The organism is Mycobacterium sp. BK086, from assembly GCA_004362315.1.
Taxonomy (GTDB): Bacteria; Actinomycetota; Actinomycetes; order Mycobacteriales; family Mycobacteriaceae; genus Mycobacterium.
Genome location: SNWL01000003.1, coordinates 1420339 through 1438597, shown reverse-complemented (window position 1 = coordinate 1438597; position 18259 = coordinate 1420339). Strand labels below are relative to the sequence as shown.

Annotated in this window: 21 protein-coding genes; 1 reads left to right on the top strand and 20 read right to left on the bottom strand. The window is 65.7% G+C overall.

Going from position 1 to position 18259, the window contains the following annotated elements; translation table 11 throughout:
* Positions 1-3 precede the first annotated feature (3 nt).
* The 19 genes from nuoL to EV580_RS07040 all read right to left on the bottom strand — a co-directional run bounded on the left by nuoL (position 4) and on the right by EV580_RS07040 (position 16773).
* On the bottom strand, positions 4-1887 hold the full coding sequence (gene nuoL / locus EV580_RS07130; protein WP_133690347.1) for an NADH-quinone oxidoreductase subunit L: 1884 nt from the start codon (positions 1885-1887) through the stop codon (positions 4-6).
* The gene (gene nuoK, locus EV580_RS07125) at positions 1887-2186 is read right to left on the bottom strand and encodes an NADH-quinone oxidoreductase subunit NuoK (protein ID WP_133690346.1); all 300 of its coding nucleotides are present in this window, start codon (positions 2184-2186) and stop codon (positions 1887-1889) included. Before nuoK ends, nuoL begins: the two co-directional genes overlap by 1 nt.
* The gene (locus EV580_RS07120; protein ID WP_133690345.1) at positions 2183-2923 is read right to left on the bottom strand and encodes an NADH-quinone oxidoreductase subunit J; all 741 of its coding nucleotides are present in this window, start codon (positions 2921-2923) and stop codon (positions 2183-2185) included. The genes nuoK and EV580_RS07120 overlap by 4 nt, the downstream gene beginning before the upstream one ends.
* Positions 2920-3507 carry an NADH-quinone oxidoreductase subunit NuoI gene (gene nuoI, locus EV580_RS07115; RefSeq protein WP_502703911.1) on the bottom strand — a complete coding sequence of 196 codons (588 nt, stop codon included), beginning with the start codon at positions 3505-3507 and terminating at the stop codon, positions 2920-2922. The genes EV580_RS07120 and nuoI overlap by 4 nt, the downstream gene beginning before the upstream one ends.
* Positions 3437-4666 (bottom strand): NADH-quinone oxidoreductase subunit NuoH, encoded by a 1230-nt coding sequence (gene nuoH, locus EV580_RS07110; protein WP_133690343.1) that lies wholly within the window; start codon positions 4664-4666, stop codon positions 3437-3439. Before nuoH ends, nuoI begins: the two co-directional genes overlap by 71 nt.
* Entirely contained in the window at positions 4663-7041 is a 2379-nt protein-coding gene (locus tag EV580_RS07105; protein WP_133690342.1) for an NADH-quinone oxidoreductase subunit G, read from the bottom strand. Before EV580_RS07105 ends, nuoH begins: the two co-directional genes overlap by 4 nt.
* Complete coding sequence (gene nuoF, locus EV580_RS07100) at positions 7041-8369, bottom strand: NADH-quinone oxidoreductase subunit NuoF (protein WP_208114571.1); 1329 nt, start codon at positions 8367-8369, stop codon at positions 7041-7043. The genes EV580_RS07105 and nuoF overlap by 1 nt, the downstream gene beginning before the upstream one ends.
* Positions 8366-9100: an NADH-quinone oxidoreductase subunit NuoE gene (nuoE, locus tag EV580_RS07095; RefSeq protein ID WP_133690340.1), complete on the bottom strand. Its 735-nt coding sequence runs from the start codon at positions 9098-9100 to the stop codon at positions 8366-8368. Before nuoE ends, nuoF begins: the two co-directional genes overlap by 4 nt.
* Positions 9097-10395 carry an NADH dehydrogenase (quinone) subunit D gene (gene nuoD / locus EV580_RS07090; protein WP_133690339.1) on the bottom strand — a complete coding sequence of 433 codons (1299 nt, stop codon included), beginning with the start codon at positions 10393-10395 and terminating at the stop codon, positions 9097-9099. The genes nuoE and nuoD overlap by 4 nt, the downstream gene beginning before the upstream one ends.
* Positions 10395-11021 (bottom strand): NADH-quinone oxidoreductase subunit C, encoded by a 627-nt coding sequence (locus EV580_RS07085; protein WP_370581725.1) that lies wholly within the window; start codon positions 11019-11021, stop codon positions 10395-10397. The genes nuoD and EV580_RS07085 overlap by 1 nt, the downstream gene beginning before the upstream one ends.
* 74 nt (positions 11022-11095) lie before the next feature.
* Positions 11096-11650 (bottom strand): NuoB/complex I 20 kDa subunit family protein, encoded by a 555-nt coding sequence (locus EV580_RS07080; protein ID WP_133689969.1) that lies wholly within the window; start codon positions 11648-11650, stop codon positions 11096-11098.
* A complete protein-coding gene (locus EV580_RS07075) occupies positions 11641-12000 on the bottom strand; it encodes an NADH-quinone oxidoreductase subunit A (protein ID WP_133690338.1) in 360 nt (119 codons plus the stop codon). Before EV580_RS07075 ends, EV580_RS07080 begins: the two co-directional genes overlap by 10 nt.
* Positions 12001-12162: 162 nt before the next feature.
* Positions 12163-12564, bottom strand: a complete 402-nt coding sequence (locus tag EV580_RS07070) for an Rv3143 family two-component system response regulator (RefSeq protein ID WP_133690337.1) — start codon at positions 12562-12564, stop codon at positions 12163-12165.
* A 51-nt stretch (positions 12565-12615) separates the two neighbouring features.
* The gene (locus EV580_RS07065) at positions 12616-13140 is read right to left on the bottom strand and encodes a YceI family protein (protein WP_133690336.1); all 525 of its coding nucleotides are present in this window, start codon (positions 13138-13140) and stop codon (positions 12616-12618) included.
* An 11-nt stretch (positions 13141-13151) separates the two neighbouring features.
* Positions 13152-13535 (bottom strand): nuclear transport factor 2 family protein, encoded by a 384-nt coding sequence (locus tag EV580_RS07060; protein ID WP_133690335.1) that lies wholly within the window; start codon positions 13533-13535, stop codon positions 13152-13154.
* Positions 13535-13882, bottom strand: coding sequence for a DUF6285 domain-containing protein (locus EV580_RS07055; protein WP_133690334.1), 348 nt, complete (start codon positions 13880-13882; stop codon positions 13535-13537). The genes EV580_RS07060 and EV580_RS07055 overlap by 1 nt, the downstream gene beginning before the upstream one ends.
* Positions 13879-14850, bottom strand: a complete 972-nt coding sequence (locus tag EV580_RS07050) for a phosphotransferase family protein (RefSeq protein ID WP_133690333.1) — start codon at positions 14848-14850, stop codon at positions 13879-13881. Before EV580_RS07050 ends, EV580_RS07055 begins: the two co-directional genes overlap by 4 nt.
* Before the next feature lies 1 nt (position 14851).
* The gene (locus tag EV580_RS07045) at positions 14852-16096 is read right to left on the bottom strand and encodes an acyl-CoA dehydrogenase family protein (RefSeq protein ID WP_133690332.1); all 1245 of its coding nucleotides are present in this window, start codon (positions 16094-16096) and stop codon (positions 14852-14854) included.
* A 17-nt stretch (positions 16097-16113) separates the two neighbouring features.
* The gene (locus EV580_RS07040) at positions 16114-16773 is read right to left on the bottom strand and encodes a TetR/AcrR family transcriptional regulator (RefSeq protein WP_183502476.1); all 660 of its coding nucleotides are present in this window, start codon (positions 16771-16773) and stop codon (positions 16114-16116) included.
* A 226-nt stretch (positions 16774-16999) separates the two neighbouring features.
* Here EV580_RS07040 and EV580_RS07035 point away from each other — a divergent pair, with 226 nt between their 5' ends.
* A complete protein-coding gene (locus EV580_RS07035; protein ID WP_183502474.1) occupies positions 17000-17881 on the top strand; it encodes a cyclopropane mycolic acid synthase family methyltransferase in 882 nt (293 codons plus the stop codon).
* Positions 17882-17887: 6 nt separating this feature from the next.
* Here the strand turns inward: EV580_RS07035 and EV580_RS07030 are convergent, their stop codons facing one another.
* The gene (locus tag EV580_RS07030) at positions 17888-18253 is read right to left on the bottom strand and encodes an RNA-binding S4 domain-containing protein (RefSeq protein ID WP_133690331.1); all 366 of its coding nucleotides are present in this window, start codon (positions 18251-18253) and stop codon (positions 17888-17890) included.
* Positions 18254-18259 lie beyond the last annotated feature (6 nt).

Below are 18259 nucleotides of genomic sequence, written 5' to 3'. Positions count from 1 at the left end.
TGCTCACCTCCACGCCGTGAAGAGGACGACGGCGATCACCAGTGCCGTGCCGGCCAACATAGACAGCGCATAGGAGCGGGCGAACCCGGTCTGCACCTGGCGCAGGCGGTCCGAGATGCGGCCGACCACGTGCGCGAGCCCCTGCGTTACGCCGTCGACACCCTTCTCATCCACGACCACAAGGCCTTTCGTCAGTTCCTGCCCGGTGCGCATGAACACGGCCTCGTTGAACGCATCGCCGTAGAGGTCGTTGCGCGCTGCCACGGTCAACGCGGACACGTCGAGCGGGGCGGTCTCGGGCACCTTGTGGTTCGCGTACTGCCGGTAGGCGACCGCGATGCCGATGGCGACGACGCCGAGTGCGGTGAGGGTGGTGATCCAGGTGGGGATGAGGTGGTGGGTTTCGTGGGTTCCGACGACGGGTTCGAGCCAGTGCTCGAGGGTGTTGCCAAGGGCGAGTAGAGCGCCGGCGCCGACGGAGCCGACGGCTAGCACGATCATGGGTGCGGTCATGCTTGCGGGGGATTCGTGGGGGTGGGTGTTGGGTTTCCAGCGTTTCTGGCCGAAGAACGTCAGTAGCATCACCCGGGTCATGTAGAAGGCGGTGATTCCCGCGCCCAGCAGGGCGGCACCGCCCAGTAGGAAGCCCTTGAGGCTGCCGCTGTTGAGGGCGGTTTCGATGATGGCGTCTTTGGAGAAGTACCCGGCGAACGGCGGTACGCCGATGATCGCCAGGTAGCCCAGGCCGAAGGTGACGAAGGTGATGGGCAGCAGGGTGCGTAGGCCGCCGTAGCGCCGCATGTCGGTTTCGTCGTTCATGGCGTGCATGACCGAGCCGGCACCGAGGAACAGGCCGGCTTTGAAGAAGCCGTGGGTCAGCAGGTGCATGATCGCGACCGCGTAGCCGGCCGGCCCGAGTCCGGCGGCCAGCACCATGTAGCCGATCTGGGACATGGTGGAGGCGGCCAAGGCTTTTTTGATGTCGTCTTTGGCGCAGCCGATGATTGCGCCGAACAACAGGGTGACCGCACCCACGGTGACGACGGCGGTCTGGGCGGCGGGGGCGGCGGTGAAGATCGGACCGGAGCGCACGATGAGGTAGACGCCGGCGGTGACCATGGTGGCGGCGTGGATCAAAGCACTGACGGGGGTGGGGCCTTCCATGGCGTCCCCGAGCCAGGACTGCAAGGGGACTTGGGCGCTCTTTCCGCAGGCGCCGAGTAGTAGGAGCAGCCCGATGGCGGTCAACACCCCGGATGTCATCTGCGGGACCGCGGTGAACACGGTGCTGTAGGTGACTGAGCCGAGGGTGGCGAACAGCACCATCAGCGCGATCGCCAGGCCCATGTCGCCGACCCGGTTGACGATGAACGCTTTCTTGGCGGCGGTCGCGGCGCTGGGTTTGTGCGACCAGAATCCGATCAGCAGGTAGGAGGCCAGACCGACCCCCTCCCAGCCCATGTACAAGCCGAGGTAGTTGTCGGCCAACACCAGCAGCAGCATCGCAGCGACGAACAGGTTGAGGTAGGCGAAAAACCGGCGGCGGCCGGGATCGGTTTTCATGTAGCCGATCGAATACACGTGGATGAGGGCACCCACGCCGGTGATGAGCAGGACGAAACACATGGACAGGGCGTCGAGTTGCAGGCCGAAGTCGACCCGCAGGACGCCGACCGGAACCCAGGAGAACAACACCTCGTGCACGACCCGGTCCTCGCCCGGCAGCGCCAGCAGGTGGGTGAACAGCACGGCGCCGCAGGCGAAGGCGCCGATCACGGCGGCGCACCCGAGTAGGTGTCCCCACGTGTTGGTGGCTTTGCCGCCCAGCAGCAGGATCACCGCCCCGGCCAACGGCAGGGCGATGGTCAACCACACCAAGGTCTGCATCAGTGCCGCAGCAGGTGAGCGTCGTCGACGTTGGCGGAGCGTCGGGTGCGGAAGATGGTCATGATGATCGCCAGGCCGACCACGACTTCGCAGGCGGCCACCACCATGGTGAAGAAGGCGACCACCTGACCGTCGAGATGGCCGTGCATGCGGGAGAACGTCACGAACGCCAGATTGCAGGCATTCAACATCAGCTCCACGCACATGAACATCACGATCGCGTTGCGCCGCAACAACACTCCCGCGGCACCGATCGTGAACAACAACGCCGACAGGTACAGGTAGTTGTCCGGACTCATCGCTGACCGTTCCCGTTGGTGCGAAGGATGGTGCTCACCGACGATTCGTCGTCCGAACCGTCGGGTAGCCGGGCGGGGGTGTTGACGGCGTTGTGTCGGGCGTAGACCCCGGGATTGGGCAGCGGGGTGGCGCGGGCGCCGGTGGCGAATCGTTCGATGACCAACTCTCGCTGAGTCTTGCGTCGCTCGAAGCGTTCTCGGTGGGCGAGCACCATCGCGCCCAGCGCCGCGGTGATCAGCAGCGCACTGGTCAGCTCGAAGGCCCACAGGTCCCGGGTGAAGATCAGCATCGCCAGGCCCTGCACGTTGCCGCCTGCGTTGGCTTCGGTCAGCCCGACGAATCCCGTGGTGGCCACGGTGCCGATCCCGGCGATCAGCAGAATCCCGAATCCCAGGCCGGCCGCGATAGCCGCAATGCGTTGGCCACGAATCGTTTCCACGAGCGACTCAGACGAATCGACACCGATCAGCATGAGGACGAACAGGAAGAGCATCATCACGGCGCCGGTGTAGACAACCACCTGGACGACCCCGAGGAACAGCGCATCCTGCGCGACGTACATGACCGCGAGCGCGATCATCGTGGTAGCCAGGAAGATCGCCGAGTAGACGGCCTTGGGTGCGGCGACAACGCCGACCGCGCCCGCGATAGCGATCACGGCCAGGATCCAGAACACCACTGCTTCGGTTGTCGATGTGCGGGTGAGCATTTCGGCCGCCAGCAGGGTGGTCGTCATCGCGTTGCCTCGTGATCACCCGTGATCTTGCCGAGGTAGTAGTCGTCGTCGGTGGTTCCCGGTGCCATGGCGTGTGGCGGTGGTTGCATGCCGGGTTGCAGGGGTGCCAGCAGTTTGTCCTTGCCGTAGATGAGGTCTGAGCGGTTGTCGTCGGCCATTTCGTAGACGTTGGTCATGGTCAGTGCGCGGGTGGGGCAGGCCTCGATGCACAGTCCGCAGCCGATGCAGCGCAGATAGTTGATCTGGTACACCCGCCCGTAGCGTTCGCCCGGCGAGAAGCGTTCGCCCTCGGTGTTGTCCGCGCCTTCGACGTAGATGGCATCGGCGGGACAGGCCCACGCGCACAGCTCGCAGCCGATGCACTTCTCCAAGCCGTCGGGGTAGCGGTTGAGCTGATGGCGGCCGTGATAGCGCGGCGCGACCGGGCCGGGCTTCTCCGGATACTCCTCGGTGATGGGACGTTTGAACATGGTCCCGAACGTCACGCCGAAACCCTTGATCGCGTCGAGGAACTTAGGCATCTGCTTTCTCCTTGCGTGACGCGGGCATACCGGGCAGCGGAGGGATCGGGAACGCCCCCGCATCGGCGGCGGGCGGTGGCGGTGCGGTGTTGCGCTGGGAGATCTTGTGCCGCAGCGAGTTCGCGCCCAGCAGGACCAGCAGCAGCACCGCGGCGGCGATGAGGTTGGGGATGATGCCGACGTGGCCGAGCGAGTGCAGGACGGCCACGATCATGATCCAGACCAGTGAGATCGGGATGAGTAGTTTCCAGCCCAGTGCCATGAATTGGTCGTAGCGCAGCCGTGGCAGGGTGGCGCGTAGCCACATGAACACGAACAGGAATGTCCATACCTTGGCCACGAACCAGATCAACGGCCACCACCCGGTGTTGGCGCCCTCGATCAGGCTGATCGGCCACGGTGCGTGCCAGCCGCCGAGGAACAGGGTGGTGGCCAGGGCCGAGACGGTGGTCATGTTGACGTACTCGGCGAGCATGAACATCGCGAACTTCAGTGAGGAGTATTCGGTGTGGAAGCCGCCCACCAGTTCGCCTTCGGCCTCGGGCAGGTCGAAGGGGGCCCGGTTGGTTTCCCCGACCATCGAGGTGACATACACCGCGAACGAGGGCAGCAGCAGAAAGACGTACCAGGTGTGTTCCTGGGCGGCCACGATGCCCGAGGTGGACATGGTGCCCGCGTAGAGGAACACCGCCGCGAACGACAGCGCCATCGCGATCTCATAGGAGATCACCTGCGCACTCGAGCGCAGTCCGCCCAGCAACGGGTAGGTGGAGCCCGAGGACCAGCCCGCCAGCACGATGCCGTACACCCCGATGCTGGTGACCGCCAGGATGTAGAGCACCGCGACCGGAAGATCGGTGAGCTGCAACGGTGTCCGGTGCCCGAAGACCGAGACCACCGGGCCCAGCGGGATCACCGCGAACGCCAGGATCGCCGGGATCACCGAAATCACCGGCGCCATCAAATAAATCGGCTTGTCGACCCCGGCCGGTGTCAGACCCTCTTTCAGCGCGAGTTTGATGCCGTCGGCCAGCGATTGCAGGATGCCGAACGGCCCGACCCGATTGGGTCCGTACCGCATCTGCATGCGGCCCAGGATCTTGCGTTCCAGCAGGATTGCCACCAACACGGTCAGCAGTAGGAAGGCGAAGATCGCGACGGCCTTGATCAGGATCAGCCACCACGGATCGTGGCCGAACACCGTCATATCCGGATAGCTCATGCGCCCGCCTCCCGCTCGATGCACACGACGGCACCCGTGGTGACGCCGAGTTGTTCGTGCACGGCACTGCCCGGTGAGTTCAGCGGTAGCCACACCACCCCGTCGGGCATCTCGGTGACCACCAGCGGCACCTGGATCGCACCCCGGCCGGTCGACACCGCGACCACATCCCCGTCGGCCGCGCCGATCCCGGCCGCCGTCGCCGCCGACAACCGCACCACCACCGGTCGCGCCGTACCCGCCAGATACGGTTCCCCGTCCTGTAATCGACCGTCGTCCAACAACACTCGCCAGCCGGCCAAGACTGCCTCGCCCGGCTCCAGCGGCGTCGGGTCCTTCGGCGCGACGGCTGGGGGAGCGGGCCGTTCGCCATCCCAGGTTCCCAGCGCCGCAATCTCTTCGCGGGCTTCCTCGGCGGTGCGGAATCCCAGGTCCACCCCGAGTTCGTCGGCAAGGATCTGCAGCACCCGGAGGTCGGGGAACGAGTTGGCGGGCAGGGCAGGTTCGAAGGGGCGAATTCGGCCCTCCCAGTTCAGGAATGAGCCCGCCTTCTCGACGACCGGTGCGATCGGGAACACCACGTCGGCAAGCGCTGTGATCGAGGATTCTCGCAATTCGAGGCTGACGACGAAGCCGGTCGACTCGATCGCGGCGAGTGTGGCGTGCGGCTCGGGCAGATCGGTGGGATCCACCCCGCCGATGAGCAACGCGTCGAGCTCGCCGTCGGCTGCGGCGGCGAGGATCGCGGTGGTATCGCGGCCCGGCGTCGTGGGGAGTTCGTCGACATGCCACGCGCTCGTGAGCTGTTGGCGGGCAGCGGGATCAGTGACGGGACGTGCACCTGGCAGCAGGTTGGGCAGGCAGCCGGTGTCCACGGCGCCGCGGTCACCGGCGCGGCGGGGAATCCAGGCCAGCCGGGCACCGGTGCGTTGCGCCACGCGTGCCGCGGCCGACAACGCGCCGCGGCTGGTGGCCAGCCGTTCCCCGGCGAGGATGATCGCCTCCGGTGGTAGCTCGTCGGCGAGCGCGTCGAGGGCGGACGCCTCCTGGCCGGGTTCGGTCGCCACCACTCGAGCGGCCAGCTTGACCGATCCCGACGACGCGAACGGCGCGATCGTGACCACCTTCAGGCCGTGTTTGCGCACCGCCTTGCGCAGCCGCAGGAACACGATCGGCGACTCGTCCTCGGGTTCGAACCCGACCAGCACCACCACCGGGGCGTTCTGCAGATCGGCGTAGTTCACCTCGCGACGGCCGGCCACCGCCGCGGCCAGGAACTCCTGCTCCTCCACCGAGTGCGGCCGGGAGCGGAAGTCGATATCGTTGGTGCCCAATGCCATTCGCGCAAACTTGGCGTAGGCATAGGCGTCTTCCGTGCCGACCCGTCCACCCACCAGCACACCGGCCCGGCCCGATGACAATCCCGCGGCGGCCACGGCGATGGCCTCGGACCAGGACGCGGGGCGCAGGGCACCGTTCTCGTCGCGCACCAGCGGGGTGGTGATGCGGTCGCCGACGCGGGTGTAGGTGAAGGCCCAGCGGCCTTTGTCGCAGTTCCACTCCTCGTTGACTTCCGGGTCGTCACCGGCGAGGCGGCGCAGCACCACGCCGCGGCGATGATCGGTGCGCTGGGCGCAGCCCGAGGCGCAATGCTCACAGACGCTGGGGCTGGACACCAGATCGAACGGGCGGGCCCGGAATCGATAGGCGGCGCCGGTCAACGCCCCGACCGGGCAGATCTGCACCGTGTTGCCGCTGAAGTAGGAGTCGAACGGCTCACCCGGGGCGATGCCCACCTGTTGCAGCGCACCGCGTTCCAGTAGCGAGATGAATGGATCGCCGGCGATCTGCTCGGAGAACCGTGTGCAGCGGGCGCAGAGCACGCAGCGTTCCCGGTCCAGCAGCACCTCGGTCGACAGGTTGATCGGTTTGGGGAAGGTGCGTTTGATATCGGTGAACCGCGTCTCGACCCGGCCGTTGGACATCGCCTGGTTCTGCAGGGGGCATTCCCCGCCCTTGTCGCACACCGGGCAGTCCAGCGGATGGTTGATCAGCAGCAGTTCCATCACCCCGTGCTGAGCCTTGTCGGCTGCTTCGGAGGTGTACTGGGTGCGCACCACCATGCCCTCGGACACGGTGGTGGTGCAGCTGGCCATCGGCTTGCGCTGGCCCTCCACCTCGACCAGGCATTGCCGGCAGGCGCCGACCGGATCGAGTAGCGGGTGGTCGCAGAAGCGCGGGATCTGCACACCCATCAACTCCGCGGCCCGAATTACCAACGTGCCCTTGGGAACCGCGACCTCGACGTCGTCGATCACGAGATTGACCATCTCCACGGCTGGTGCCGGTGCGTCAGTATCTGAGGTCTGCGTCATCAGGCTCCCACCCCTTCCGGTGCGGCCAGCATCGAGGCGTACGGGTCGAACGGGCACCCGCCGTTCAGGTGGGCCTCGTATTCGGCGCGGAAAAACTTGATCGACGAGATGATCGGCGATGCGGCGCCATCACCCAACGCGCAGAACGACTTTCCGAAGATGGTGTCGGAGATGTCGAGCAGCTTGCCGATATCCTCTTCGGTGCCCCGCCCCGTCTCGAGCCGTTCGTAGATCTGGCTGAGCCAGTAGGTTCCTTCGCGGCAGGGTGTGCACTTGCCGCAGGACTCGTGGGCGTAGAACTCGGTCCAGCGCCGCACCGCCCGTACCACGCAGGTGGTCTCGTCGAAGATCTGCAGCGCCTTGGTGCCCAGCATCGATCCGACCGACGCCATGCCTTCGTAATCCAGTGGCACGTCCAGGTGTTCGGCGGTCAGCAACGGGGTCGACGATCCGCCGGGGGTCCAGAACTTCAGCTCGTGGCCGGTGCGCACCCCGCCGGCGTAGTCGAGCAATTCACGCAATGTGATACCCAGCGGCGCCTCGTACTGTCCGGGCGTGGTGACATGCCCCGACAGCGAATACAGCGTGAAGCCAGGCGATTTCTCCGAGCCCATCGACTTGAACCAGTCCACGCCACCCAGCAGGATCGGCGGGACGCTGGCGATCGATTCGACGTTGTTGACGACGGTCGGGCAGGCATACAGCCCGGCGACCGCAGGGAACGGTGGGCGCAGCCGGGGCTGGCCGCGCCGGCCTTCGAGCGAGTCGAGCAGGGCGGTTTCCTCACCGCAGATGTAGGCTCCGGCCCCGGCGTGCACGATGAGATCCAGATCGAACCCCGAGCCCTGGATGTCGGTGCCGAGATAACCAGCCGCGTACGCCTCGGCCACGGCCGCCTGCAGTCGCCGCAATACCGGCACCACCTCACCACGGACATAGATGAAGGCGTGGCGTGCCCGGATCGCGTACGCCGCGATGATCGCACCCTCAACCAGGAAGTGCGGAGTGGTCAGGATCAGTGGAATGTCTTTACACGTACCGGGTTCCGACTCGTCGGCATTCACCACCAGATATTTCGGTTTGGCGCCTGCTCCGGTCGCGTCCTGCGGGATGAACGACCACTTGGTGCCGGTCGGAAAACCCGCACCGCCGCGCCCACGCAGGCCTGACTCCTTGACCGTCGCGATGACGTCGTCGGGCTTCATGCTCAGCGCGGTGCGCAGCGCCTGATAACCGTCATGGCGCACATACGTTTCCAGCGTCCACGGTTCGGGTTCGTCCCAGAACCGGCTAAGCACCGGCGTCAGCGGTGTCGCAGGCGACATCACACCTCGCTCTCGGGAACCGGGGGTGCTGACATGCCGAGTTCGCGGGCCACCCGCAGGCCGGCCAACGTCGCCGCGCCCGGCGGGCCACCGCCGGACTCGGCGTCTCGGGGCAACCCGGCCAGCGTCCGCGCGGTGTCGCGGAAGGAGCAGACCTCCGAGCCGCGGGTGGCGTGTGGTGTGTGGCCGGCGCGGATGTGTTCGATGAGTTCGCGTGCGGTGGCCGGGGTTTGGTTGTCGAAGAATTCCCAGTTGACCATGATGACGGGGGCGTAGTCGCAGGCGGCGTTGCACTCGATGTGTTCGAGGGTGATGGCGCCGTCGGCGGTGGTGTCCCCAGCGTGGAGACCGAGATCGGTTTGCAGGGTGTCCAGGATGGCGTCGCCGCCCATGATGGCGCACAGGGTGTTGGTGCACACCCCGACCAGATACTTCCCGGTGGGGGTGCGGCGGTACATGGAGTAGAAGGTGGCCACCGCAGCCACTTCGGCCTCGGTCAGATCGAGTTGACGTGCACAGAAAGCGATTCCGGCGGAGGTGACATACCCGTCCTCGGATTGCACCAGATGCAACAGGGGCAGCAAGGCGGAGCGGGCCTGCGGGTAGCGGGCGATGATCGTGGCGGCATCGCCGGCCAACCGTTGATCCACCTCGGGGCTGTAGTGGGTGGGTCCGCTGATGGGTGGGCCGGGTTCTTCGGGCCGGGGCCCGAGGACGAGGTCGATGGGATTCATCGGTCGACACCTCCCATGACCGGATCAATACTGGCGACGGCGGCGATGACGTCGGCGACCATGCCGCCTTCCGACATCGCGGCCACCGCTTGCAGATTGGTGAACGACGGGTCGCGGTAGTGCACCCGATAGGGGCGGGTGCCACCATCGGAGACCATGTGCACGCCCAACTCGCCGCGCGGGGATTCCACCGCGGTGTACACCTGCCCGGCGGGCACCCGGATGCCCTCGGTGACCAGTTTGAAGTGGTGGATCAGGCCTTCCATCGAGGTGCCCATGATCTTGGCGATATGGGCCGGGCTGTTCCCCAACCCGTCGGGGCCTAACTGGAGGTCGGCGGGCCAGGCCAGCTTCTTGTCGCTGATCATCACCGGGCCGGGCTCCAACCGCTCCAAGCATTGTTCGACGATCTTCAGTGATTGGTGCATTTCGCCGACCCGGATCAGATAGCGGCCGTAGCAGTCCGCGCCGGTGGCGGTGACAACGTCGAAGTCGTAGGTCTCATAGCCGCAATAGGGTTGGGTCTTGCGCAGATCGTGGGGCAGGCCGGTGGAGCGCAGCACCGGGCCGGTGATCCCCAAAGCCATGCAGCCGGTCAGATCCAGATAGCCGATCCCTTGGGTGCGGGCCTTCCAAATGTAGCTCTCGGTCAACAGGTCTTCGAGTTCACGCAACCGGCCCGGCAAAATCTTCAACAAATCCCGCACGCGTTGGGGTCCGTCATCGGGGAGGTCGATCGCCAAGCCCCCGGGGCGGATGTAGGCGTTGTTCATCCGTAACCCGGTGATCGCCTCGAACACATTGAGAATCAACTCGCGTTCCCGGAAGCCGAAGAACATTGGCGTCATCGCCCCCAGCTCCATGCCGCCGGTGGCCAGCGCCACCAGATGGCTGGAGATGCGGTTGAGTTCCATCAACATCACCCGCACCACACTCGCGCGGGCCGGGATGTCGTCGGTGATGTCCAGAAGCCGTTCCACGCCAAGGCAATACGCGGTCTCGTTGAAAAACGGGGACAGGTAGTCCATCCGCGTCACGAACGTCACACCTTGGGTCCAGGTGCGGTACTCCAGATTCTTCTCGATGCCGGTGTGCAAATAGCCGATACCGCACCGCGCTTCGGTGACCGTCTCGCCCTCGATCTCCAGGATCAACCGCAACACCCCGTGGGTGGAGGGATGCTGCGGGCCCATGTTGACCACAATCCGTTCGCCGGCCTCGCCCTTGCGAGCGGCAGCGACGATGTCCTCCCAGTCCTGGCCACCCAGGACGATCACGTTCTCTTCGGTGCTCATCAGTGATACGACCTGCGTTCGTCGGGCGGGGGTATCTGGGCGCCGTGGTATTCGACGGGAACACCACCCAGCGGGTAGTCCTTGCGTTGTGGGTGGCCCACCCAGTCATCGGGCATCTCGATACGGGTCAAACCCGGATGACCGTCGAATACGATCCCGAAGAAGTCGTAGGTCTCCCGCTCATGCCAGTCAACCGTCGGATACACCGAAAACAGCGACGGCACATGCGGATCGGCGTCCGGACACGCCACCTCGACCTGCACCCGCCGGTTATGCGTGATCGACATCAACGGATAAAACGCATGCAACTCACGACCACTGTCATCCGGATAATGCACACCCGAAACACCACAACACAATTCGAACCGCAGCTGCTCGTCGTCGCGCAACGCCTGTGCGACGGACAGCAGGTGCTCGCGGCGGATCTCCAGGGTCAGCTGGCCCCGGAAGACGACCACGCGCTCGACCGCGGCGCCGAACACGTCGGGAGTCAGCACTTCTGCCAATCTGTCGACGAGCTCGTCGAAGTAGCCGCCGTAGGGCCGTGGTGTGCTGCCGGGCAAGGCAACTTCGCGGACCAGCCGGCCGTACCCGGAGGTGTCGCCGCTGCCGTTGATGCCGAACATGCCATGGCGAACACCGATGACCTCGTCGTTGTTGTCGGTGCCAATTCCCCGGTCGCTGCGCTCCTGCCCACCGGTCACCGCAGCAGCCCCTTGAGTTCCAGGGTGGTGGGAGCAGCCAGTGCGGCTTGTTCGGCCGCCGCGATGGCCTCGGCGCGATGCACCCCCAACGGCATCTCGGCGATCTTGGCGTGCAGAGCCAGAATCGCGTTCAACAACATCTCCGGACGCGGCGGACAACCCGGCAGATAAATATCCACCGGCACCACATGATCCACACCCTGAACCACCGCGTAGTTGTTGAACATCCCCCCACTGGAGGCGCACACCCCCATCGCCAGCACCCACTTCGGCTCGGCCATCTGGTCATACACCTGCCGCAACACCGGGGCCATCTTCTGGCTCACCCGCCCGGCCACGATCATCAGATCCGCCTGCCGCGGGGTGGCCGAAAACCGCTCCATCCCAAACCGGGCGATATCAAACCGCGGCGAAGCCGTTGCCATCATCTCGATCGCACAACACGCCAACCCGAACGTCGCCGGCCACAGCGACCCCTTGCGGACGAACCCGGCCACCTTCTCCACCGTCGACAACAAGATGCCGCCCGGCAGCTGCTCTTCTAATCCCATTCCAGCCCACCCCGGCGCCACACATACCCGTACGCCACGAATACCGTCCCCATGAAAATCAGCATCTCCACCAGCGCGAACGTCCCCAACGCATCGAACGAAACCGCCCACGGATAGAGGAACACGATCTCGATGTCGAACACGATGAACAACATCGCGGTCAGGTAGTACTTGATCGGGAACCGCTGACCGGTCGGCTCCCCGGCCACCGGCTCGATCCCGCACTCGTACGCCTCGAGCTTGGCGCGGTTGAACCGCCGCGGACCGATCACCAACGCGATCACCACCGACACGATCGCGAACGCCGCGGCGATAACCCCCAACACCAAGATGGGTGTGTAGAGACTCATATGGCTGTGTCACTCCTCGCTGGGCTGGAGATGTGAGCTACGACACAGCCTAGCGATCTTGAGACTCGCTGTCGCGATTTCGTTAGGATGGCTTGTATAGCTGAGCGCGGCCCATCTCTCGCCGAGAGGGCAAGGGCGACAGCGTATTTGGCGTTTAGTGCGTTACACCGGGGTGCGTAGCAAATCGACGACCGCGTCGCCGAGCCGGATCGGATCGATCGGGTGTGGCACCGCCGCCTCCGCGCGCGACCAGTTGGCCAGCCACGCATCGTCGGGCCGGCCGGTCAGGACCAGCACCGGCGGGCAGTCGTCGATCTCGTCCTTGAGCTGTTTGGCAATGCCCATGCCGCCTGTCGGTGCGGCCTCGCCGTCGAGGATCACCAGATCGAACCCGCCGGCGTCCATCATCTGAATCACCATGGGGCCGGTCGCGACATCGGTGTAGGTCAGCTCGGGGAGCTCGGGATGGACGCGCTTACCCAGCGCCAGCCGCACCTGCTCGCGGGTGCGGGCATTGCTGCTGTACACCAGGACGTGCAGTGGTTGTGCACCGGGACGAGACACGCCGACGATGCTACTGCGAAAACCCCTGCCGCCTAGCGCGTTCGGCAGGTTCTAGTCAACCTTGGCAAAGACGACGTCGGCCAGCAGCGTCGTGTTCACCGGCATCATGCCGGCCATGTTGCCGCTGACACCGAACGTGGTGCGGTCGACGGTCGTGTGCGCCGTCAGTTGCACAGTCCCGTCGGCCAACCGGTCGACGGTGGCGGTCATGGGCAGCGGTTGGGTGGTGCCGCGCACGGTCAGGGTGGCGTGCACAGTGGCGGTGTTCGTCCCTGCGGGCTCCACGCCTGTCACCTCGACCCGGATCGTCGGATGCTCCTCGACGTCGAAGAAATCGGCCGAACGCAAGTGGTCATCGCGTTTCCCGATACCCGTCTTCAGCGACGCCGCCCCGATGATGAGCCCGCCGGACACCGTGCCGTTCGCCGCGATCTGGCCCGCACCGCGCACTTCCGTGAATTCGCCAGTGACGGTGGCCAAGCCCCAGAACGTCTTGTTCTTGAACCGCACCGAGGATCGGTCCGACACCAGTTGCCAATTGCCGGCTTCGTCGAGCAGTGCCTGTAGTTGCGCCATGGGGACCCCTTTCAGGACAACAGCGGTGCCAGTTCGGCGGGATCGAAATACTCGTCGATACGCCGGATCAAACCGTCGTCGCCGATTTTCACGACCAGACATACCCGCAGTGCCACGTCTTCACCGCTGTTGGTCGTGGAGTGCAGCAGGTGCTGCTGCACGAACCCGCCGTCGAACACCTGCCGGTCGAGCACCTCGTAGTGCCGGTAGGTGGTGGCGCCGACGTACCAGCGGATCACCTTCAGCGCGCGCCGCTTGTCGTTGTCACGATCGTCGCCCGAGTGCCAGACAGCGACGTCCTCGGACCACAGTGCGGTGACAGCCGCGACATCACCGCCGGCGATGGCGGCGAACAGCTGGTCGGCCACCTCGATGATCTGGTCGTGGGTGGGCATCAGCGCGTCGCTCCTTCGGGTTGGTCGTAGCCGGGGTGGGCGATGGCGAGTCGGTGGCGGACCAGGGCTCGCAGCGTCGCCATGAGGTCGTGGTCGTCGAGGTCGCCGGCGCGGATGGCAGTGGCAAGGGTGTTTTCGTCCGGGTAGCCGAGTTGTTCGAGTGCGGCCAGCGGTTCGGCCGCGCTCTGGTCGAGCAGCTCGCGTTCGACGGTGCGCAGGACGTTGGCGGCGACCCGGGCGTGGAAGTTGACCGACCCGGTGGTGCTGTCCCGGACGTCGCCTTCGAGGAATTCGGCGACGGCGGCGACGAGTTCGGCGGCGGTGGGCCGCCCGTTGAGCCCGCTCATGACGCGCCTTCCAGCAGGTCCAGCAGATCCCATTCGGTTTCGCAGACGCGCCGCCCGATCGCGGCGAGTTCGACCGATCGGGTCTGGCCAGACAGGTGGCGTTCGGCCTGGAATCGGCAGATCACCCCCCAGCGCAGGGTGGCCACCACCAGCCACCACTGCAATGCCGTGCGGTCGACGTGTGAGCCGCCGGCCTGCTCGTAAGCGGCGATGAAATCGTCGATACTGCCCAGCCCGCCGGCGGCCATGGTCGCCGGGGCGCCGAAGCGCCAGGCCCGGATGCAGAACCAGGCGAGGTCTTCATAGATCTCGCCGATATGGACCAGTTCCCAGTCCAGCACGGCCGCCAGGTTCGAGCCCTCGACGATCAGGTTGCCCATCCGGAAGTCGCCGTGCACCAGCCGCAGGGGAGAGGGCGGCGGTCGGTGCGCCTCAAGCCACCGGAATGCCCATTCGAATGTGGCTGTGGTGTCGCCCATTTCGTCCAGGCGCAGCCGCCATTCGGCGACATCGTCCTGCGCGGCCAGGCCGGGGGCGTCGGTAGCGCCGCGATGGATCGCGGCCAGCGCCTGCGCGCATTGCCGCAGCAGTGCGGCGCGGCCATCGTCGTCGAGGTTGCGCTGAATGCGTCGCACGATGGTCTCGCCCGCGATCTCTCCGCAGATCAGAAACGGATTACCCAGTGTCTCAACGGAATCGGAAGCGACCAGTACGTCGGGAACCGGGGCCCCGGCGGCCGCGGCGGCCTTCTGGACGGCGGCTTCCAGCTCCATCCCGGCGTGCACATCGTCGGGCGGTCCGGTCCGCAGGATCAGGGCGCGGCGCTGTGCTCCGGTCACCGCGTCGAACGCCCACGTGGTGCGACTCGCCCCGCCGGTCAGCGCGCGCAGATTGTCGATCTCGGTTCCCGAACCGAGGATCGGGGCCAGCACCCCGGCCAGATCGGCGGACAGTGTCTCAGCGGCCACGTCAGCGGGCCGGCTTGCCGAACTTGAACATCCGCTGGGCCACCCGCCGCATCTGAATCTCCTCAGCCCCCTCGGTGATCCGGTAGCGGCGGTGATGGCGATAGATGTGTTCGAACGGCTCGTGCCGGCTGTACCCGACGCCGCCATGCACCTGCATGGCCCGATCGGCCGCCTCACACACCAGGCGATTGGCGCGATAGTTGGCCATCGACACCTTGTCCGACACCTCGAGATGGTGGTTGCGATCCAGCTCCCAGGCCGCATAGCGCACCAGCAGCCGCACCATCTGCGCCTCGGTCTGCAACTCCACCAGCGGCCACTGCACCGCCTGATTGACCGCCAGCGGCTTGCCGAACGTCACCCGCTTGCCGGCATACTCCACAGCGCGGTCGATACAGTGCTGCGCGGCCCCCAGGCTGCTGGCCGCTTGGCGAATCCTGTTCTCGTGCAGGAACGTCTGGGCCACCTCCAGCCCGTGATCGAGCTCGCCGAGCACGGCGTCGGCGGGAACCCGCACGTCGCGCAGTTCGACCTCGCCGTGATCGGTCGGCATGTTGAACGTCCACCAATAGAACGGCACCTCGAAACCCTTGGCATCACAGGGGACCAGGAACGCGCTGATTCCGCGGGCCTGACCGGCCTCACCGGAGGTACGGGCGAACACCAGATCATGGGTGGCCCGGTGCACACCGGTGTTCCAGCGCTTGGATCCGTTGATCACCCAATCGTCGCCATCGCGCACCGCCGTGGTCTCCAGCCAGGTGGCATCCGAGCCGTGGTCGGGTTCGGTCAACCCGAACGCCATCGACCGCTTACCGGTCAGCATGGCCTCGATCCACTCGGCCTTCTGCGCATCGGTGCCGAACCGGTCCATCATGATGACCTGCGGGAAATTACCGACGATCGAGGACTCGTCCTGAAGATCGTTATGCAGGCCAAGTCCCTTGTGCGCCAGATGCTCCCGAATCACCGCCATGTCCACATTGCTGCCGTCGCGACCACCGAACTTCGACGGCAACCCGTACCGCAACCAGCCGGCCTTGTCCGCACGACGCCGCATCTCGTCGAGTAGATCCTCCCACTCCCGGCGCGGGATGCCACCGTTGTCCCAATCGGTACGCGCGTACTCTCGGCGCTGATCGAAATACTGCATGTGCTCACGTTCGAGCGGTTTGATCTCAGCCTCGATGAACGCATCCATCTCAGCCAGCAGGCTCAGAAGGTGTTCGGGCAGAGTGAAATCCACGATGATCTCCTTGCGGGTCAGAATCCGTAGAGCGTTTTCTTCCAAATGGTGGACAAGGTTGTGATGGCCTCGGCGTCCGACAGGCGCAGGCCGAGGCCGGCGCTGTCGGGACGCAGGCACACCGTGGTGAACTGCTCGAACAGCAACGCGATCGCCAGCGCGGTGTGTTCGGGCTGCAAGCCGGCCGCGTAGCCGTGTTCCTGGGCGCGCAGCACCGATGCCGAGACGATGTCGATGCCGAACTGGCGGAACTGACTCTGCAGGACGGCGAAGCGGGGTTGGGTGTTGGCGAGCTGATCCACCGCGACCATGATCCCGATGCTCTGCTTGAACATGTCCCAATAGGCGGTCACGACGGTCACGAAAAACCGGGTGTCGTCCGGGGATTCGGGCAGGTGCAGGCGCAGCCCCGAGGGCAGCACGACGTCGTGCAGAAAGGAGCCGGCCAGCGCGGCCAGCAGATCCTCTTTGTCGTCGAAGTAGCGATAGAACACCGCCGGTGACCGGCCTGCCGCTGAGGTGATGTCACCGAGCGTCGTGCCGTGGAAGCCGCGCTCGGCGAACAGTTTCCGTGCGGCGTCTTCAATGGCCTGGCGGGTCTGGCGGCCCTTGGAGCTCAGGGCGCGCGGGCCGTCACTGGCCCCGTCCGCGTTATGCGGACGGCTGGACGGTTCCATGGTTGGCCCCCGCGCTCGCCGGTGAAAAAACTAAAGCTGACGTTACTTTTCGTTCTTGTCATTGGCAAGAGTGCCGCGGCCCGGGGTAGCTGTCGTGACCTGCCTCAACGCCGTCAACAGCATTTCTGGCAACGATTCTCAGCTGCGTTGCGTACACTCCAGAAAGTCGGGGAGGCTCTTGAGCAGATGGAGCTGCGCACATCCAGCCCAACCCTAAGGTCCTTCCTTGTCACACGCACTCAGCAAGACGCCCGTCCTGAACCCGCACTTCGACGACGTGCAGTCGCACTACGACCTCTCGGACGACTTCTTCCGACTCTTTCTCGATCCGACGCAGACCTACAGCTGCGCATACTTCGAGCGCGACGACGCCACCCTGCACGAAGCGCAGTTGGCCAAGATCGACCTGTCGTTGGGCAAACTCGGCCTGCAGCCGGGAATGACTCTGCTCGACGTTGGCTGTGGATGGGGCGCGACGATGCGCCGGGCGATCGAGAAGTACGACGTGAACGTCGTCGGGCTGACCCTGAGCCGCAACCAGCGGGCGCATGTCGAGCGAACCTTCGCCGAGATGGACACCCAGCGCAGCCGTCGCGTGCTGCTGCAGGGGTGGGAGCAGTTCGACGAACCGGTCGACCGCATCGTGTCGATCGGGGCCTTCGAACACTTCGGGGCGGACCGCTACACCGCGTTCTTCGACTTCGCCTACGACGCCCTGCCCGACGACGGCGTGATGATGCTGCACTCGATCATGCAGATCCCGCGCGCGCAGATGGAGGAGCGCGGGCTTCCGATCACGATGAGCCTGTTGCGATTCTTCAAGTTCCTGTCGGTGGAGATCTTTCCCGGCGGCCACCTGCCGACACGTGAGGCGGTGGTCGAGTTGTCCGGAAAGGCAGGCTTCACAACCGATCTCGTGCAATCACTGGAACAGCACTACGCCAAAACCCTCGACCTCTGGGCGGCCGCCCTCGAGTCGCGCCGGGACGAGGCGATCGCGATTCAGTCCGAAGAGGTCTACGAGCGCTACATGAGGTACCTCACCGGGTGTGCGGACCTGTTCCGCAAGACCTACACCGACGTCTGCCAGTTCACGCTGCGGAAGTAGCGCCGCTCAGCCCTGGCTCGCGCGCCACTTGTCCAGGACGCGGCGGTCGCGTTTGGTCGGACGCCCCGCGCCGCGATCGCGGGCGGCCACCGGCACGGACGCCGTCGGGGGCGGGGCGGGCGTGCGGTCCAGGTAGCAGGTGACGGCATCGGCGGCGCCGACCCGCTTCTGAAAGACCCGGACCACTTCGACAATCCGCGTCGTGTCGCCGACACGGGCGCGCACCTGGTCACCGGGCGATACCGCGGTCGAGGACTTGGCCACCCGGTCATTGACCCGGACGTGCCCACCTCGGCACGCCGCCGCCGCGTCCGGTCGGGTCTTCGTCAGCCGAACCGCCCACAACCACCGATCCACTCGGGTCGACTCCATGGCGTT